The organism is Emergencia timonensis (assembly GCF_900086585.1).
Classification (GTDB): domain Bacteria; phylum Bacillota; class Clostridia; order Peptostreptococcales; family Anaerovoracaceae; genus Senimuribacter; species Senimuribacter timonensis.
Genome location: NZ_FLKM01000009.1, coordinates 155,255 through 172,270, shown reverse-complemented (window position 1 = coordinate 172,270; position 17,016 = coordinate 155,255). Strand labels below are relative to the sequence as shown.

9 protein-coding genes are annotated in these 17,016 nt (G+C 47.3%); all 9 read right to left on the bottom strand.

Annotation, left to right across the window (positions count from 1 at the left end; translation table 11 throughout):
* Positions 1-142: 142 nt before the first annotated feature.
* Complete coding sequence (locus tag BN6539_RS11710; protein ID WP_055151461.1) at positions 143-4,288, bottom strand: SpaA isopeptide-forming pilin-related protein; 4,146 nt, start codon at positions 4,286-4,288, stop codon at positions 143-145.
* A 181-nt stretch (positions 4,289-4,469) separates the two neighbouring features.
* Positions 4,470-5,405 (bottom strand): ParB/RepB/Spo0J family partition protein, encoded by a 936-nt coding sequence (locus BN6539_RS11705; protein WP_002607890.1) that lies wholly within the window; start codon positions 5,403-5,405, stop codon positions 4,470-4,472.
* Complete coding sequence (locus BN6539_RS11700; RefSeq protein ID WP_032512168.1) at positions 5,359-6,186, bottom strand: ParA family protein; 828 nt, start codon at positions 6,184-6,186, stop codon at positions 5,359-5,361. The genes BN6539_RS11705 and BN6539_RS11700 overlap by 47 nt, the downstream gene beginning before the upstream one ends.
* 121 nt (positions 6,187-6,307) lie before the next feature.
* The gene (locus BN6539_RS11695; protein ID WP_003433178.1) at positions 6,308-6,646 is read right to left on the bottom strand and encodes a hypothetical protein; all 339 of its coding nucleotides are present in this window, start codon (positions 6,644-6,646) and stop codon (positions 6,308-6,310) included.
* Complete coding sequence (locus tag BN6539_RS11690; protein WP_003433173.1) at positions 6,639-6,833, bottom strand: hypothetical protein; 195 nt, start codon at positions 6,831-6,833, stop codon at positions 6,639-6,641. The genes BN6539_RS11695 and BN6539_RS11690 overlap by 8 nt, the downstream gene beginning before the upstream one ends.
* A gap of 116 nt (positions 6,834-6,949) precedes the next feature.
* Entirely contained in the window at positions 6,950-9,226 is a 2,277-nt protein-coding gene (locus tag BN6539_RS22120; protein WP_082907496.1) for a class I SAM-dependent RNA methyltransferase, read from the bottom strand.
* Entirely contained in the window at positions 9,153-10,664 is a 1,512-nt protein-coding gene (locus tag BN6539_RS11680) for a DEAD/DEAH box helicase (RefSeq protein WP_067538599.1), read from the bottom strand. The genes BN6539_RS22120 and BN6539_RS11680 overlap by 74 nt, the downstream gene beginning before the upstream one ends.
* Before the next feature lie 819 nt (positions 10,665-11,483).
* Entirely contained in the window at positions 11,484-14,291 is a 2,808-nt protein-coding gene (locus tag BN6539_RS11670) for an ATP-binding protein (protein ID WP_067538592.1), read from the bottom strand.
* A 44-nt stretch (positions 14,292-14,335) separates the two neighbouring features.
* Positions 14,336-16,891, bottom strand: coding sequence for a bifunctional diguanylate cyclase/phosphodiesterase (locus tag BN6539_RS11665; RefSeq protein WP_067538589.1), 2,556 nt, complete (start codon positions 16,889-16,891; stop codon positions 14,336-14,338).
* Positions 16,892-17,016 lie beyond the last annotated feature (125 nt).

Sequence of the window (17,016 nt, the reverse complement as noted above, 5' to 3'; positions counted from 1 at the left end):
ACCTCCATAAAGGAAAGGAGCGGCATGTTTTGCCGCCCCTCCACGATCACTTCTTATTTCTGTGGCGGATGTTCAGCCAGATGGCTCCGCCTGCAATGAACACAACAAGTGCGATTACAAGGATTGTTTTTACCTCCATGCTTTAATCCTCCTTTTTCTTTTTATTCTTGAAGCCAACAAAACCTAAGACACCGGCACCAAGCACGGAAACCGCCGCCAGCCCGATCCAAAGAGCAGGATTGAAGTCATCCCCTGTTTTCGGTGTTTCTCTCAGTTCGTTGTGCATTTCTACGGTAGCTGTTTCATCTACCTTGATGGTTACCTGCTTATCGGCAGGCAGGATATATCCAGAAGAAACGCTGTCGCTGACCTCAGATACCGTGTATTCGCCAATTCGCAGACCTTCAATGAAGATCTCACCGTTTTTATCGGTCTTAAAGGTCTGGTCATATCCGTTTGTTCCTGTCACACGGAAGGAGAAGCCCTCTACATTTTTGTCAGAAGAAGTTTTTACGATCTTCAGAGAGCCTTTCTGCGCTGCATTGATAAATCCAACACCTGCTTCGTTTTCAACTGTATAGACCTTTCCATCTTCCTCAATGGACACCGGATAAACATTCTCATCCAGCAGGAATCCTTCCGGCGCTGTCTTTTCACGGCCAAGATATTTTCCATAGCGAAGGTCGCTCATCTGGTAAACACCATCGCCCAGTTCGCCCATTTCTCCCAGCAGTTCATCGCCGTCATCCAGTTTTCCGTCACCGTTTTTATCTGCATAGACTTCAAAAACAGCACCGGTCAGCTTATTGTCAGGATAATCTTCATCCACCTTTGCCAGCTCGATGCTGCCGGTAATAAACTCATTGACCAGTTCAATTTCCACAACCTCGTCTACCTTGCGGATGGTTACAGGAATTTCTTCATCGGAAAGTACATAACCCGTCGGGCTTTCAATCTCACGGATGATCCAGTTTCCATATGGCACTTTAGCAAAAGAAAAACTACCGTCATCTTCCGATGTGGTAGTTGCAATCGCTGTTTCGGTTGTAAATTCCTCGGTACCAATCTTAAAGATACCGATAAGCGCACCGCCTAAAGCATTTCCATCCTCATCGGATTTCTTTCCACTGACAGCTCCATAGATCAGATCATTTTCAATGGCTTCACCCTCATTGGCAGTAATGGAAACGACAGCGGTTTCCTGACCGGCGTACTCAAAGACAACCGGGTATTTGGTTTCATTTTTCAGATAGGCCGCATTGGTATTGATTTCCTGTACATAATAGCTGCCCATCGGCAGGTCGCTGACTGCCTTTCCGTGTCCATTCTCATCAAGGGTAATCACCTCGATCAGACCGTCAGCCGGAATGGTCGTTCCATCAGCGGCGGTCAGTTCCTCGGCTGCATAAAGCCCAAAGGAAACATCAAAGATCTCACCGTTGTTTCCAACGCCATAATCCTCATCGACTTCAAGGCTCTTGGTCAGGTCAATTTCAACTTTCTGCCTTTCGTTGTAGAAGCTGGTGGAAGTTTCGGTCACCGCTACTTCCTGACCGGCATAGATAAGCTCAACCGAGTGAATTTCGTCATTGAGAACCATGCCATACGGGGCCGTGATTTCCTTTACTTCATAGCTGCCAAGATACAGTTCCTTGCTGGTTGCCGTCCCGTCTGCACCTGTGGTAATGGTATCCACAACCTCGCCTTTAGAAGCCTGAAGGGTTCCATCCAGTGTATAGATGTCCTCGGCTGCGGTGATCTCATATACCGCACCTTCCAGGCTGCCGACGGCAAAAACAGGCTGATACATTCCTCCAGCTTCCGTAACAGAGCTGAACACTTCGCCGGATTTGGAAATGGTAATGGTTCCTTTCTGGGCTACGTTTTCCCTGACCACCTCAATGACGGTAATGCCGCTTTCCTCAGAAGAATCCTCCTGTACCACATCGAAATAGACAGGTTCAGAATTCAGAACATAGCCATATGGAGCCTGCACTTCAACCAGGGAATATCCGGTTCCATACTCCAGTGTCTGCGGAGTAATCAGTTCGCCGTCTACCGTAGTATAGAACGTGTCAATGGTTGTGACTTCCGGGTAAGTGAAAGTCATCGTTACCAGCTCGCCATTCGGGTCATAGATCTGGAAACCGGCACCGGCATACGGGATGGTGTTGCCTGTTTCAGCGTCTTTCTTCACGATCTTGATATAACTTTCAAAGTTGGCATTATTGATGAGATAACGGTAAGTCTGTCCATCCGAATTGATAAACACATCAAACGGTTTCATCAGCTCACGGCCTTCCCAGCCGGATGTCTGCTTGACCGTATAGATCCCATAAGGCAAGTCCTTTGTCTGGGCAAAACCATTCTCGTCACAAGTCAGAAGATCACGCTCGCTGTCTTTGGCGTCGGCATAACTGTTTGCCGATTTCAAATAGACTTCAAAAACTGCGCCTTCTTCGGGTGTTTCAATCTGGGTTTCTCCGTCATCGGTGTGTTTGATGATCGCAATATTTCCCTTGATTACCTGTTCATTTACATCGTTGGCGGTACTGTTCAGCTCTACGGTATAAAGCTCCGGCTCTGCCCCTACATGATGAATAGTTTCATCAAGCAGATAGCCTTCCGATGGGCTGATTTCACGGATACTCCAGTCATTGCCGCACACATAGTAATCTGTGGTAAACTGTCCGTTTCCGTCTGTGGTGTAAGTGTCAATCAGCTCTTCGCCCTTATAGATGCCATAAACTGCACCGGCAAGGGAAGCATCCCCCTGGGGTGTCCCGGTTTCAGCATCTGTCTTTGTGACAGTTACATTGAATTTTTTGAGGATGTTGGTAAAGCTGCGCTCTGTGACCTTATTCCATTCCACCGGAGCAGTCTGGCTTGCCGGAATCACATAGCGGATGGCGGTATCTACTTCCTCAAGGACATACGGGGTATTGCCGCTGATCAGGATATTTTCAAACTTTGCCACACCCTCGGCATCGGTCACAGCATACTCATCTACCGGTAAACCGCTTAATGATGTTCCGTAAAGGTGGAACGTCACGCCCTCAACCAGACTGTCCTCTGAAGTTTTTACAACTTCAAGGCTGCCTCTTTTCAGCGTATTATTGAAGTTTACCGTGGTGGTCTTGCCGCCGATCAGCGTAATGGTCTGAGTTTCCTGCGGCTCATACTTATCAATGGACTGTTCCGTAATGGTGTAAGTGCCGGGGAACAATCCCTCCACAGTCAGATTGCCGTTTTCGTCTGTGGTAACGGTTTTGTTGAAGTTCTCGCCCTTGATCGTAAAGGAAATACCTGCAACGACGCCGTCCTCAGAGGTCTTTTTCAGTGCGATTGTACCGGTAGGTGTCTCCACATTCAGATATGCTTTTACTGCATCTGCATTTTCCACACCGGTCACAACATCCTGCAGGCTGGGATCACCATAGGCGATCAGTTTTGCGCTGCTGCTGACCGTTGGCACATTGCTTCTTGTGGCGGTAATCCTTACCGAACCGTCAAAGGCTGTTTCGGATGTGATCGTCAGCTTGTTGCCGGATTTGGACACACTCACTTTACTGTCGGATGTGGCAAAGGAATAGTCTGCAAGGACACCATTGTTATCCGTCAGTGTCATGGTGTATTTCCCATCCTGATAGGAAAGCTCTTTTGTAATGTCATCCGCACCACCCGACATAAAACTCGGAATGGTATTGTGTTTGGACAGCAGAGAAACGATCTGGTTATACACCTCGGCAGCACCGCTGTTTGGATAATTGGAACCAAAGTGCAGGCTGTACGCTTTCTGGCTTGTCTGCTGGTAAGCCCCTGTGGACTCACGGCATCCCGTCACAAATTCCCAGACAAGGGTCTGTGTGGCAAGCCATTTCTCATCATCACTTCCCGAAAGATGACTGCGGTTCCCCTGATAGCCATAGAGCAGGGCAAGCCCCACTGCTTTTTTCTGGCTGGAAGAAAGGACATTCCATGTCTGGGAAGAATTTTTCTTGAGGGTATTGCCTGTTTTCAGCGGTACACCCGGCTGAATACAGAACGCATCATCGCCGTCTACATACATACGGTACTTGTAACTGCCTGTTCCGCCTGCGGTATAACCGTCAAACACTGCACTGGAGTTATAGCGCATGGCATTTCCATTCCTGTCATAAGTGAAGTCAAAGGAAATCGTGCCAATATCTCCTGCAGCAAATGCTGTTGTCGCTGGCAGCACAGAGAAGGTTGTGACCGCAGCCATGACAAGGGCCGCAGCCTTTTTGAATAATTTGGGGAATTTCATACATTACCTCCTACTTTTTGTTTGTGAGTTTCTTTACTAACCGAAAAAAGCAGTCTATAACGACTGCCAATTTTTTTCTTTCGGATAGTTTTGGTAGTAATTAGGGGGTGAGGTGTGGAGAGGGGGAAAGCGAAAATATGGCTATCCACACCAACAGGCAGACCTCGCCCTCGATGTGTGGCTATCGTTCCCGGTCTTTGTTTCGCTGCAGGTAGCGGTTGTAAAATTCCAGCGCCTTGACAACAAAATCCGATTCCCTGCCTCTGGGAACGCTCTTGGGAATGAGCTTGGTGATCCGTTCATCACGGAAAGCAGGTTTTTCCCTCTGGTTTGGCTTTTCTTCCTGCATGATTGACTGGATAACCTCATCTGTGAGTTTTCCGTCCTGCATGAACTTTTTCATTTTGATAGCCTGTGCAAGTGACGGAGTCGCATCGTTATACTGCATGGCTTCCAGAAGGGAATACTGCTGTTCATCGGACAGATAAGAGATTTCTACCGCCGGGCGAAAAGCAATCTGCCGTTCATCTACCATCTGCAAGATTTCAGGAACAAGCTCGGTCAATCGTATATACCTTTGGATTTGATTGCGGCTTTCTCCAACTTTTTCAGCTAACTCTGCATCAGAGCGTAACTTTGTCCCCACTGGGGACGAAGTTAAATCCCTTCTTTGGCCCTGTCTGTTCATTGCTTCCAGACGCATTTTATAGGCAAAGGCTTTCTCACTTGGTAAGATCGTTGATCTTTGCAGATTGGACTCGACCATCACAATAATGGCTTCGTCACGGGTCAGCTCCTTCACCTCGCATTTCAGAGTTTCAAGACCAGCAATTTCACATGCCTTTTTGCGCCTGTGGCCGCTGATAAGCTCATACCGCCCATCCTCTTTCAGCCGAACCGTTGCCGGGGTCATCACTCCATTTCGCTTGATGCTCTCAACAAGCTGTTCCATATCCTCATCCAGTAAAACTTTGAACGGATGATCTGGAAACTCGTCAATCTCCGCAATCGGAATGTCCCGTATCTTGCTCAGTTTTGCTTCCGCACGGCTTTCATCCGTCTGGAAAAGGTCATCGTATGCGGTCAGCTCGATTTTGTGTCCGTTGCTTCTCGCCAATTTCTGCCACCTCCTTTCCTAATTGTTCATAGGCAGCGGCTACCTTTCCGCTTTTGTCATAAGCAAAAATGCTCTTTCCCTCTGCGGTAGCTTCTACCGCACGGATAGAATGGGGGATTTCGGTATCAAAAACCTTGATCCTTTGCCCGTATGCACTTTTCACCGAAGCGGTAATTTCTTTTGAAATGTTGGTGCGGGGCATTACCATTGTCATCAGGATACCGTCTATCCGCAGTTTGGGATTGATCTGCCGCTTGACCATAGAAACCGAGCGAAGCAACAGCTCCAGACCTTTCGCTGAAAGATAGTGGGGCTGTGTTGGGATAACCACACTGTCAGCTGCCGCCAGAGCATTGATGGTGATCATGCCAAGAGAGGGCATACAATCAATCAATACATAGTCGTAATTCTTTTTGACCTCATTCACATAGGTTTTCAAAACACGCTCACGGCTCATGGCATTGATCAGCCTGACTTCAAAGCCAGACAGCTCAATATTGGACGGAAGCAGATCCACGCCCTCATTGTGATGCAGGATGCCTTGTGAAACATCAAAGGCTTTATCGTCGATAATGCTTTGCATCACCGTGGAGAGAGTTATGGGAATGTCATCTGGTCTGCTGTACCCCAGAGCCATGGTTAAGTTGGCCTGTGCATCCGCATCAATCAGCAGGATTTTCTTTCCTTGCTTTGCCAGACTGACACCCAGGTTGACTGCTGTGGTTGTCTTTCCCACGCCACCTTTTTGATTGGTCAGAGCAATCACTTTGCAATTTGACATAGGTGCGTCCTCCTTTCTTTTAGATTTAGCCGTCTTGTCAGGGCGGCTATGTAAAGTTCCCCAGAACGCAAAAAAGCCGACTGGTTTTTATACCAATCGGCTATGTAATAGTTCTCCATATTCAGTTATTAACCTTCGCAGCAAACAGCTCCCGTATGTTATCTGTATCCCACTTATCTGGAAACAGCACCGCCATAATCCGAAAAGCATCGTAGAGTCCTGCAATATAAGAGTGCGTAGCATATTCACAATCCTCTTTGTCTCGGCACTCCAAAAGGCGGTTACAGACTTTCCGTTGTTCTGTTGTTAAATCCAGCTGGAGATAATCCCTTTCCGCAATGCCTTCGTTTTCCGAGTCTTTCTGATAAGTCATATCTGCTTCCAATAGTGAATGGATTGTTTGCTCCCGTAGTGTTTCAACAGCTACTTTGAATAATTCTTTTAGGTCTATTTCATTCATCCTGCCCTCCCATATAAACTGTTTTTATTTTTTTAAGAGGAGCATTAATTACCTTAAAAATCAGTTCGTCGACACAATCCGTATATCGGCCTTGCTGGAGCAGCAGATTTTTTAACTCTACAAGACTCTGAAGCAAAAGGCTTCTATCGTGGCTATCCACATAAACATGAAATGTTTTTTCTCTCATACGATGCACCTCCGTTTCTTCACCTTCATTATATGTATAAGTGACAAACAGCTCAAATGTGGAATTTTGTTTGTAAAAATAAGCGCATCACTATTTCTAATGATACGCTTATGATTTTAGATAACCTCAAAATACTTCAATGCATCTTTGATAGCTTCCACTTTCTCCGCTGTCGGATGTTTCCTCGGTTGTTTCAATTCTTCTACCGCATTAGGAGCGTCATACATCGGCAAGCCCAGACTTCTCTTTACCTCTGCTATATAAGCAGTATGTACCTTGAAACCATATTTAGCTTCTATGTATTCCTTTATCTTTTTGTATGTAACTCGCTCTTTCGGCTTGTACGCTTCGGCTCTCTTTACGATATTATCCAGCGGTACTTTTCCCTCACCCTCACCAAACTCAACTTTTACGTTGATATGTCCGTCTGGCTTTTTGTGGGAAAGCAGTACTACCGTCTCAATACTCCCGGTCCACGGAAACATGTCCACCGGCGTCCCTTCCACAAACGCATACCCATTCCCGGTCAGGTACTTCACATCCCTGGCAAGTGTCGCGGGGTCACAGGAAACATATACAATTCGCTCTGGTTCTACAGAAACCACAGCTTCTAGCAGTCTTTCATCGCAGCCTGCTCTCGGTGGATCCAGGAACACCACGTCAGCGTGGTCGATTTTCAGCGAGTCATCAATCTTTACTGCAGGTTTCGTCTCAGCCTTACCATTTTCTGCGCCTTCACGTCCAACCTTACTTACATCATCAGTCAAATCATTCTGCACCATCAGCGGCAATACTTCTTCTGCCTTACCGCAGACATATCGGGCATTGACGATGCCGTTAATGACTGCGTTTCGGTTGGCATCCAGCACAGCTTCTTTGACTGATTCAATTCCGATTACACGGCCAGCGTTCATCGTCATTTGACGATTTTCGACAAAATCAAAGGATTTTTCAATATTTATATCAGTTTCTGTCTCTGCAACAAGACTGTCCTCACTCATAACAGCAGCCGTCTTTCCTGCTGCTAGTTCTTCTTCCATAAACTCATCGTTGCCATTCGATTGCAAAACTACTCCATGCTCGTCCGAATCCAATCCCGCTCTCTCCTGCTGTTTTCGTTCCATCTCCCGTGCTGCAAAAAGTCCAATGGTTCCGACGCCGCAATACAGATCCAGGACGGTTTCATCGCCAGACAGATCAGCATACTCGATTGCCTTGTTATAGAGAGCTTCCATCTGCACAGGATTTACCTGATAGAAAGACAATGGAGAAATTTCGAACTTTAAGTTACCGACCTGTTCAAGAATCGTCGGTTTTCCGGCCAAGGTGATGCACTCCTGTCCAAAGATACTGCCGCCTCTCTGTCCTCGGCTGGCAGCCTGACCTTTATCGGGCTTTCCGCCCTTTTGGTCTTTCTTTCCTTTGCTGCCTTTGCCTTCGGCTTTGTTCACGTTGAGGATGACGCTCTCCAGGTTGTATTCCACGCCGTCTTCCCTCGGTGGCAGATTGTAGATCGCATCATCCAGCATCTCCACCAGCTTCTCCGCGTTGGGGATGCCTTTGCCGTTGATGACGAGAATCACCATGACTTCACCGGTACCGCGGGCGGTTTTGACGACCAGGTGACGCAGGAGACCTTTTTCCCACTTAGGGTCGTAGGCCGTGATATTGTCCGATATCATAAATTGGCGTAGTGCCTCTGCCGCTGCCATAGCGGGTTCAGACTGCAGGAAACAGTCATAGCAATCCACCACGGCGTGGCTCTTCGCCTGATAAAATCCCACTGCGGGCGTGCCGAGATTCTCCAAGATCCCGCCCTTGCGAGTGATGACGCCGCCAGTCCATACAGGCATGGTCGCCTTATTCCGATAGCGGAATGGCTCTTCCATGCCAATAATCGGACGTAACCGTGGTGTCTGCGCGAGAGGCATTCCTGTAGCGGCTTCTGTTCCAGTAAAAGGCTCTTGCACACCTGGCGTTCCATCTGCATCAAATTTCTCGGCTGTTCCAGATGATCCATCCGCTCCAAGCAGCAATTCTCCCTCATCCAAGCTTTTCTCCAGCCCCGCAACGCCGCCCAGGCGGATCAGTTTATCTCTGACCTGTTTTTCCTTCAGGGCAAGCTGGGCGTCGTAGGAAAGTTCACCGTAGGCGCAGCCGCCGCACTGGCCAAAGTAAGGGCAGAAAGCTTCGATTCGATCCGTGGAAGGCTCCTCCACAGCCAGCAAACGGCCAAAAGCGTAGTTTTTCTTCACTTTGGTCAGTTCTGCAGTAACCACGTCACCGATTACAGCGCTTTTGACAAAGACAGCGAGGCCGTTACTTCTTCCTACGCCCTGGCCGGCTTCTGTCATATCCTCTATCTTTACTTGAACTCTTTGTCCTCTTTCCATCCTTGTTACCTTTCTTCTTGTCTCGGCCTGCACGTCCGCCCGGCACTTCCGGCTTCTTTCCGTGACGGCCGTCCTTGCCGGATTTGCCCGAGCGTCCGCCTTTGCCAGATCTATCGCCTCTGCTGGCCCTGTTTTCCTGCTTCGGCTCCGCCTCGATTTCGCCCAAACTCTGTCTGAGGAAAGCTGCTGCCACCATCAGCGGTTCCATCTCTTCCTCCACGCATTGCTTATAAACGATCTTCATGTACGGTACCAGGTCCTTATCCTGACAATAGTCCATGGCATCCTTTACATTTTTATAGGCCTTTACCGTCATAGCGCTGGTCGCCGTCGGCATATCTTTTCGTTTGATCTCCGTGTTGCAATAGTTCTCCAGAGAGTCAATCTTGTATTTCTCGCGGCTGGTGATCAAAGACACCGCTTTGCCGTTTTTGCCAGCTCTTCCCGTACGTCCGATTCGATGGACATAATATTCCATATCCTGTGGCATATCGTAGTTGAACACCATATCTACATCATCTACGTCAATTCCGCGAGCCGCAACGTCAGTAGCCAGCAAAAGCTCCAGGCTGCCGTTTCTGAACAAATTCATCACTCTGTCTCTCTGGTGCTGGGACAGGTCGCCGTGCAGCGCCTCAGCCGCATAACCCTTTGATTTCAGCAGCAAAGTCAGTTGATCTACTTTTCTCTTTGTGTTGCAGAAGATCAAAGCCCGCTGGGGGGACATGTAATCGAGAAGCCTGCAGAGGGAGGTATCCTTTTCTCTGCCCTTTACAACATAATGAACCTGTTTTACTAGCGGTATGGTCAGTTCTTCCTGCTTCACCTTGACCAGCTTAGCATTTTTTTGATATTGCTCCGTAATCTCTAAAATTTCCTTTGGCATGGTGGCAGAGAAAAGAGCGGTCTGACGTTCCTCTGGCATTGCACGGCAGATAGTTTCGATATCTTCACGGAAACCCATATTGAGCATCTCGTCTGCCTCATCCAAAACCAGCATCTTCAAATTATCAAAGTTTAACGTTTTGCGTCTCATGTGGTCCATCACTCTGCCAGGTGTTCCGACGACGATAGATACCCTGCCCTTCAGCGCTTTAAATTGTCTCTCTATATCCTGGCCTCCATAGATAGCTACGACTTTGACCCCAGCTACATGCTTTGCCATCTTCTTCAGTTCTTCTGACGCCTGAATGGCAAGTTCTCTGGTAGGACATAGAATCAGCCCCTGCACGCCGTTGTCCTTAGGATCAATGCCTTCTATCATAGGTATGCCAAAAGCTGCAGTCTTACCGGTACCGGTCTGGGCCTGACCTATGATATCTCTGCCCTCCATGAGTTCTGGAATTGCCATCTCCTGGATCGGCGTCATCTTTACAAAACCCATCTCCTCAAGGCCGTTAAGTATCATCTTACTAATTTTTGATTCGTTATAATTCATTTAATTCTCACTTTCTGTTAACTGTAACATATAATTATACCATAAATACACCTATAAAGATACAATTATTATTTATGATTCAACCCTTCTTACCTTACGGCAACGCCGGAAGATAGGAAGAAGGGTTATAACACAAATTTCCGCTAAAAGATATAATCAATATTTGCGTTTCACTCCTTCTTACCTTACCAAGACCAATCGAGTTACGCAATCCGCCTTGCATCTCACGCCCCTGCTTAACGATTTCCCTCTTCCCGCTCACTCCTGCGTTACCAGGCGTTACCAGGACCGATCGAGTTACGCAATCCGCCTGGCATCGCGCGCCCATGCTTAACGACTTCCCTCTTCCCGCCCACTCCTGCGTAACCAGGCGTTACCAAGACCAATCGAGTTACGCAATCCGCCTGGCATCTCACGCCCCTGCTTAACGATTTCCCTCTTCCCGCTCACTTCTGCGTAACCAGGTGTTACCAAGACCGATCGAGTTACGCAATCCGCCTGGCATCTCACGCCCCTGCTTAACGATTTCCCTCTTCCCGCCCACTTCTGCGTAACCATGCGTTACCAGGACCAATTGAGTTACGCAATCCGCCTGGCATCTCACGCCCATGCTTAACGATTTCCCTCTTCCCGCCCACTTCTGCGTAACTCAGGCTTGCTGCCAGCAAAGAAGCAAACAAGCAGCATGTCAGAAATTGACTGCCGTCACTCTGCGCACACCACTTTTTGAGTCATTGGAAATTAGCAAAGCGCGATTTCCTATGAATCAAAATAGCCGAAGTCTGCATACTGCAAGCTTCGGCTGTCTGGTATCAGCTTTTATTTTAGAGAATCCATCAAGGTCTGATATAGATAATTGACATCGAGGGGTTTTGATATAAAGCCAGTCATGCCGGCTTCCATGGCCGCGTCCACATCTTTTTGGAAAGAACTGGCTGTCATGGCGATAATCGGAATTGTCGCCGCATCGGGACGCGGCAATGCCCGAATTGCCCGCGCAGCGTCCAGACCGTTCAAGTTGGGCATCTGCACGTCCATCAAGATCACATCGTATTCGCCAGTCTGACTCTTCTCAAAGATATCTAATGCTCGCTTTCCATCTTCACCGCGGATTACGATAGCGCCCTTAATTTCCAATAGACGCATGGCGATTTCGGCATTCAGATTATTGTCCTCGGCTAGCAGGATCTTTATCCCCGCTAAGCTCCTGTCCAGTGCGGCCCGTTCACCGTTTTCTTCCGGCTTTCCGAAAGGAAGAGTGACATTAAAATAGAATTCGCTGCCGTTTCCGACTTCGCTCTGTAGCTGCAGCTCGCCGCCCATCAGTTCTACAATGTTACGGCTGATCGCCAGGCCCAGTCCGGTTCCCTGGCTCTGCGAAAAGCTGGTCCCCAGTTGTTCAAAGGAACTGAATATCCGCTCCTGATCTTCAGCGGCAATCCCCACACCGTTGTCTATGACCTGAAAACAGTAAGTGGCGTCTTCATCATTCCTCTCATTTTCCGCGATGCGCAGCAGAACCTTTCCGCCCTCCGGCGTAAACTTAAAGGCATTGGAAAGCAAATTTGTCAGCACCTGGCGCAGACGAATGGCATCGCCCAGCAAAACGCCTTCGTTGACTGATTTTTCAACAATAAACAAAATTCCACGCCGCTGTGCTTCTGACTCCATCATACTCTGCAGACTGTCCAACATCTGGTTCAGAGAGAAAGGCTCCTTAGCGATAGAAAGCATTCCGCTGTCAATGCGGCTCATATCCAAAATATCGTTAATCAGTCCCAACAGGTATTGAGAAGAAGAACGAATCTTGGAAAGATTTTCGCGCACATCGACAGGAACGTCATTCATCATGCCTGTCAAATCAGCCAATCCGACAATGGCATTCATCGGTGTACGAATTTCATGACTCATGCGGGACAAAAACTCACCCTTTGCCCTGCTCTCCGCCTCTGCCCTTTCCAAGTTGCTCTGAATGACGGCAGCTTTCATGCGAGAACGTGTAACCAGCAGAATGGCCCCCGCTATCATAATTAAGACGACCGCCAAAACAACGACGAATGCTACAGGATCGGCGTAAATCAACTCTTCCAGGTTCAATTGGCTCTCACCAGGAGAAACTAAGTTCTGGTTCAATAGCGAACTTTTCTCCTCACCAGAAAGGCTGTTGACTGCCTTGTTGATGATTGTAAGCAAGTCCGTCTCAGCGGGCTGTGCATAAGCAAAACAGGCATAACTGCTTTCATCGGCCAGCGTAACTGGCACTAGATTAGTAAAATGATGCTGCTGAATCTCCTGTTCCAACCGGGAGGACAGTCCATAGACAAAGTCAGCCTCTCCTTTGTTCACTGCAGCAAGCGCCTTTCCTATGCTGGTATAAGATTTCACTTTTACTGCCTTAATATCAGAAGGCAGAGTCTGTCCGTCAATTACCGCCCCTATCAGTTTCTGATCTGGATAGTTGGACGATTTGTTGCGTACCACCAGATTATTCATCGAAGCATAAGACGCCGATAGGATCAGTTTATGCTGGACTGCCTCATCTTCAGTGCCCAGATAGAAGCCGAGCATCTCGGCCTTGCCCTGTTGTACCAGCTTAATTGCATCGCCATAACTATCTGCATACACATATTCAAATTTTAATCCAGTAAAGGAATTGATTTCCTCCAACATATCCGGCACCAGGCCATTGTGCAGATCATCTATGTTATTGCAAAACAAGGGGTGCCAGGTCTTTGGAACGGCTACCGTTACCGCGTCCCTTCCCTTCACATATTGGATTTCCTCATCGGTCAGCTGAATATCAACGTCAGTGTTATGAAAATTAGCCTCATATCTCTCTTTGCCAAAATTGGGATTGGCGTCAGTAATCCGCTCCATGGCCATGTTCAATCCGTCCAGCACTTCTTTATTATCCGGCGTGGTTACAATGTAAAACGGCTGCGAATCATAGGAGACGACCAAGCGTAAATCATTGTCTCTGTCTTGGGCATTTCCAAGCAATAGGTCCACATCACCGTTCTCCAGATAAGCATAGAGGGTGCCGTCTTTCCCCAATTCCTCAAAGCTGTATTCTTTTATCGTGCACTTTATGCCGTTAAACGTCAGAAATTCTTTGAGCCGCCGGATGTTTTCTTCTGCTTTTTCGTAGACACCGATGGTCTTGCCATTCATGCTCTCTATATCGTTGCTGCGGATGCTGCGGTCATTTTTGCGTGCCAAAAGACAGGAGCGGCTGTATCCAGTATTAAAATCAGGATATCCGTACTGGTTCTCCAGACCGTTAACATAATACTGCCCGCCCAGGAGATCATATTTGCCTGCTTTAAAATCTTCAAACATCTGTAAGACATCATCGATGGGCACATACTCGTATTCCCATCCCGTATACTTGGCAATTTCATTGAGATAGTCTACCACCAGACCGTGATGGGTGCCGTTCTCATCTGTCTCTGACATACCCGGCACTGATGGAAAGGCCACCTTAAGCACGCGGGACTTATGGCTCGAGGTGGACTTGCCAGACGATTTCGTCTCTGCCAAAGCAGGTGAACAGATCATAAACAGCAGAACCATTATTAGGAATATTACGGTATAGCATTTCAAATGTCGTGCCAGTACTTCTTTCATAAGTCAGTCTCCCTTTAGGAAAATCAAAAATTAATCAGCCTCGTCTAATCTTGAAAAAACAGGCTTTCAAATACATCCGCCGGTACAGGTCGTCCAAAGAAAAAGCCCTGTATCAACTCGATGCCCTTATCTTTGATCGCATTGTATTCGATTTCTGTTTCAACACCCTCCAGGCAGACTTTTTTACCTACGTCGTGGCAAAGCTCTGTAATCGTCCTCACAAAGGTGGCGTTGAACAAATCTGTATTGATATTTTTTACAAATCCTCGATCAATTTTCACAATATCTACCGGCAGGGTTTTCAGTGAAAACAAGGAAGAGTACCCCTTGCCGAAGTCATCCATAGCGATCTGGATTCCCAAGTCCTGCATGCCGTCGACAATCTTTCGCAGAGTGCTGTTCTCCTCAATCAGATAAGTCTCTGTCAATTCCATGGTAATTTTGGACGGATCCAGATTAATTTCGTGCAGAGTTGCCTGCATAAAATCCAGAATCGTTCCGTCCAAAAGCTGCCGATAGGACAGATTGACGCTCATATGGAAATCGTCTTTTACACGGCTCCACTTTTTGCACTGGTGCGCCGCCTGCTCAAAGACCCACTTTCCCAACTGCACAATTAAGCCGTTCTGCTCCAAAAGAGGTATAAATTCTATCGGAGACACGTCACCGTACTCTGTACAATGCCATCTGGCCAAAGCCTCCGCGCCGTACACCTCGCCAGTGCATGAATCAATCTGCGGCTGGTAGTGGACAGAAAATCCGATAAATCCTCTGTCAATGCTTTCTCTGAGCAGCTGATTCAGTTCCAGGGTTCTGGCCTTTTTATATAAAATATCATCCGAAAACAACGTAATCCGATTTTTACCCATCAGCTTGGAATACTCCAACGAATAGTGAGCGTACTTCAGTAAATCCAGATAGTTGTCCCCATCCTTCGGATAGGAGACATAGCCGGCCGATAACGTACAGAAATATTTTCTTCCATTGTGCTCCTGCTGTTTATAGAACGTCCGCTGGATTCTGCCGAAGACAGCTAGTCCTTCGTTTTCATCACTGCCAGGCATAAAGATGCCGAACTGGTCGCCATCCAAACGATACAGCCGGGCGGCCGGCGGCAGCATGGACTGTATTTTCTGCGCGGTGATGCGCAGAATCTCATCGCCGAAGGACTGATCGTAAAAGTCGTTGATGTTCTTAAACGAATCCAGATTCAGAATCATAATGCCCATTTTTTCTGCATTTTCGTTGACGAGAAACTCTTTGACTGCCCCTTCAAACTCATACTTATTAAAGAGACCTGTCATATGATCCGTCTTATCCTTTTTGCCCTGATTCGTTATCATGCCTGCAAACAGATAGGGTTCCCCTTCTTGGTTGGTAATCATCCTGCCCCTGCACCTGAGCCAGATCCACTCTCCTTTTACATTCTTAGCGCGATATTCGATATCGTGGTAATTGGTTCTGCCGTCAGCAATTTCCTGGTTGCTTTCCAGGAACGCTTTTTCGTCGTGGGGATGAATCAAATCTGACCAAAAGGCTGCGGCGTTTTCCACCACTTCTCCGGGCAGCCCAAAAGCCTCTACCATTGCAGGAGGATAACGAAAGGTCCCTGTCTTCATATTGCCAACAAAAACATAGTCGTCTACGCTGCCGGACAGGGCGTCGTAAAGGTGATCTTTGTCGTATTCAAAGTCTGTAACTGCCTGATTTTCGGTAACTTGCTGCAGTTCCATCTTGGCTTGCTTAATGTGATAATCCCGCTTCTGCAGATACATCCGTTCATCTGCACGGGAAATGATATCAGAAAGGATATATTGATCTTCCGGATAAATTTCCATAAGGCCATAGCTGAAAGAGACTTCGTACTGAACAGAAAAGCTGTTCTTCTCTTCTTTCAGCTGTTTCTTGACCCACTGTACCTTTTTCTCCGCCTCCTTGGCGTCTTTGTCATAAAAGGCCAGAACGAATTCATCTCCGCTGAGTCGGAACACTAAGTCTCTTTTGCTGATGTTCTGCCGAATGATAGAAGAGAAATATCGTAAAAGGCGGTCTCCTTCTATATGTCCATAAAGGTCGTTGATTTTTTTCAGCTGATTGACATCGCACAGGACGACTGTGATAATCTTTTCCTTGTCTTTTGCCATGTCGATCAATTCGATTAATTTTTCTTTGCCGGCGCGCCTGTTCAGCATACTGGTCAGCTCGTCAGTACGCGCAGTCCTCGACATTTTGGTAAATTCCGTCACGTCTGACGAACACTGCACAAAGTACTTTTTACCTTCGTTTTCAATCAGGCGATCATAATTTTGATAGACCTTTCCCGTCTTCGTATTTTCCTCAACCCAAAGACAGCCTTTTCCCCCATTCTGCAGTAATTCACTGATTCTGCAAAATTGGCAGCGCTCTGACATGTTCTCTTGTAACACCTGCCAGCAGACTTTCCCTTCCGGATGGTCCAGGCGGAAGTCTTTCTTCATCGTATCGTTCATGTACACGATGTGATTCGTCTCAATATCTGTGATATAGACGTTTGCGTTGAGTTCTTTCACGATTTCTAGCAAAAAAGTTCCTGAAAATAAGTTTTCGTCATGGTTGGACATTTCACACTCTCCTTCACACTGCAAGTCGTATCCCTTGGCTTCTATTGTAATATCTCGTAATCTAATTAACAAGTTCTTTTCTAAAAAAACCTGTTGGAAAATAAAGAAAAGAGAGCTTCCAAGGT

Bases quoted from the DNA above. Each gene is read 5' to 3' on its own strand.
- BN6539_RS11680 (WP_067538599.1), bottom strand. From the start codon at position 10,664: ATGAATTATAACGAATCAAAAATTAGTAAGATGATACTTAACGGCCTT.
- BN6539_RS11710 (WP_055151461.1), bottom strand. From the start codon at position 4,288: ATGAAATTCCCCAAATTATTCAAAAAGGCTGCGGCCCTTGTCATGGCT.
- BN6539_RS22120 (WP_082907496.1), bottom strand. From the start codon at position 9,226: ATGGAAAGAGGACAAAGAGTTCAAGTAAAGATAGAGGATATGACAGAA.
- BN6539_RS11665 (WP_067538589.1), bottom strand. From the start codon at position 16,891: ATGTCCAACCATGACGAAAACTTATTTTCAGGAACTTTTTTGCTAGAA.
- BN6539_RS11670 (WP_067538592.1), bottom strand. From the start codon at position 14,291: ATGAAAGAAGTACTGGCACGACATTTGAAATGCTATACCGTAATATTC.
- BN6539_RS11695 (WP_003433178.1), bottom strand. From the start codon at position 6,646: ATGAATGAAATAGACCTAAAAGAATTATTCAAAGTAGCTGTTGAAACA.
- BN6539_RS11700 (WP_032512168.1), bottom strand. From the start codon at position 6,186: ATGTCAAATTGCAAAGTGATTGCTCTGACCAATCAAAAAGGTGGCGTG.
- BN6539_RS11690 (WP_003433173.1), bottom strand. From the start codon at position 6,833: ATGAGAGAAAAAACATTTCATGTTTATGTGGATAGCCACGATAGAAGC.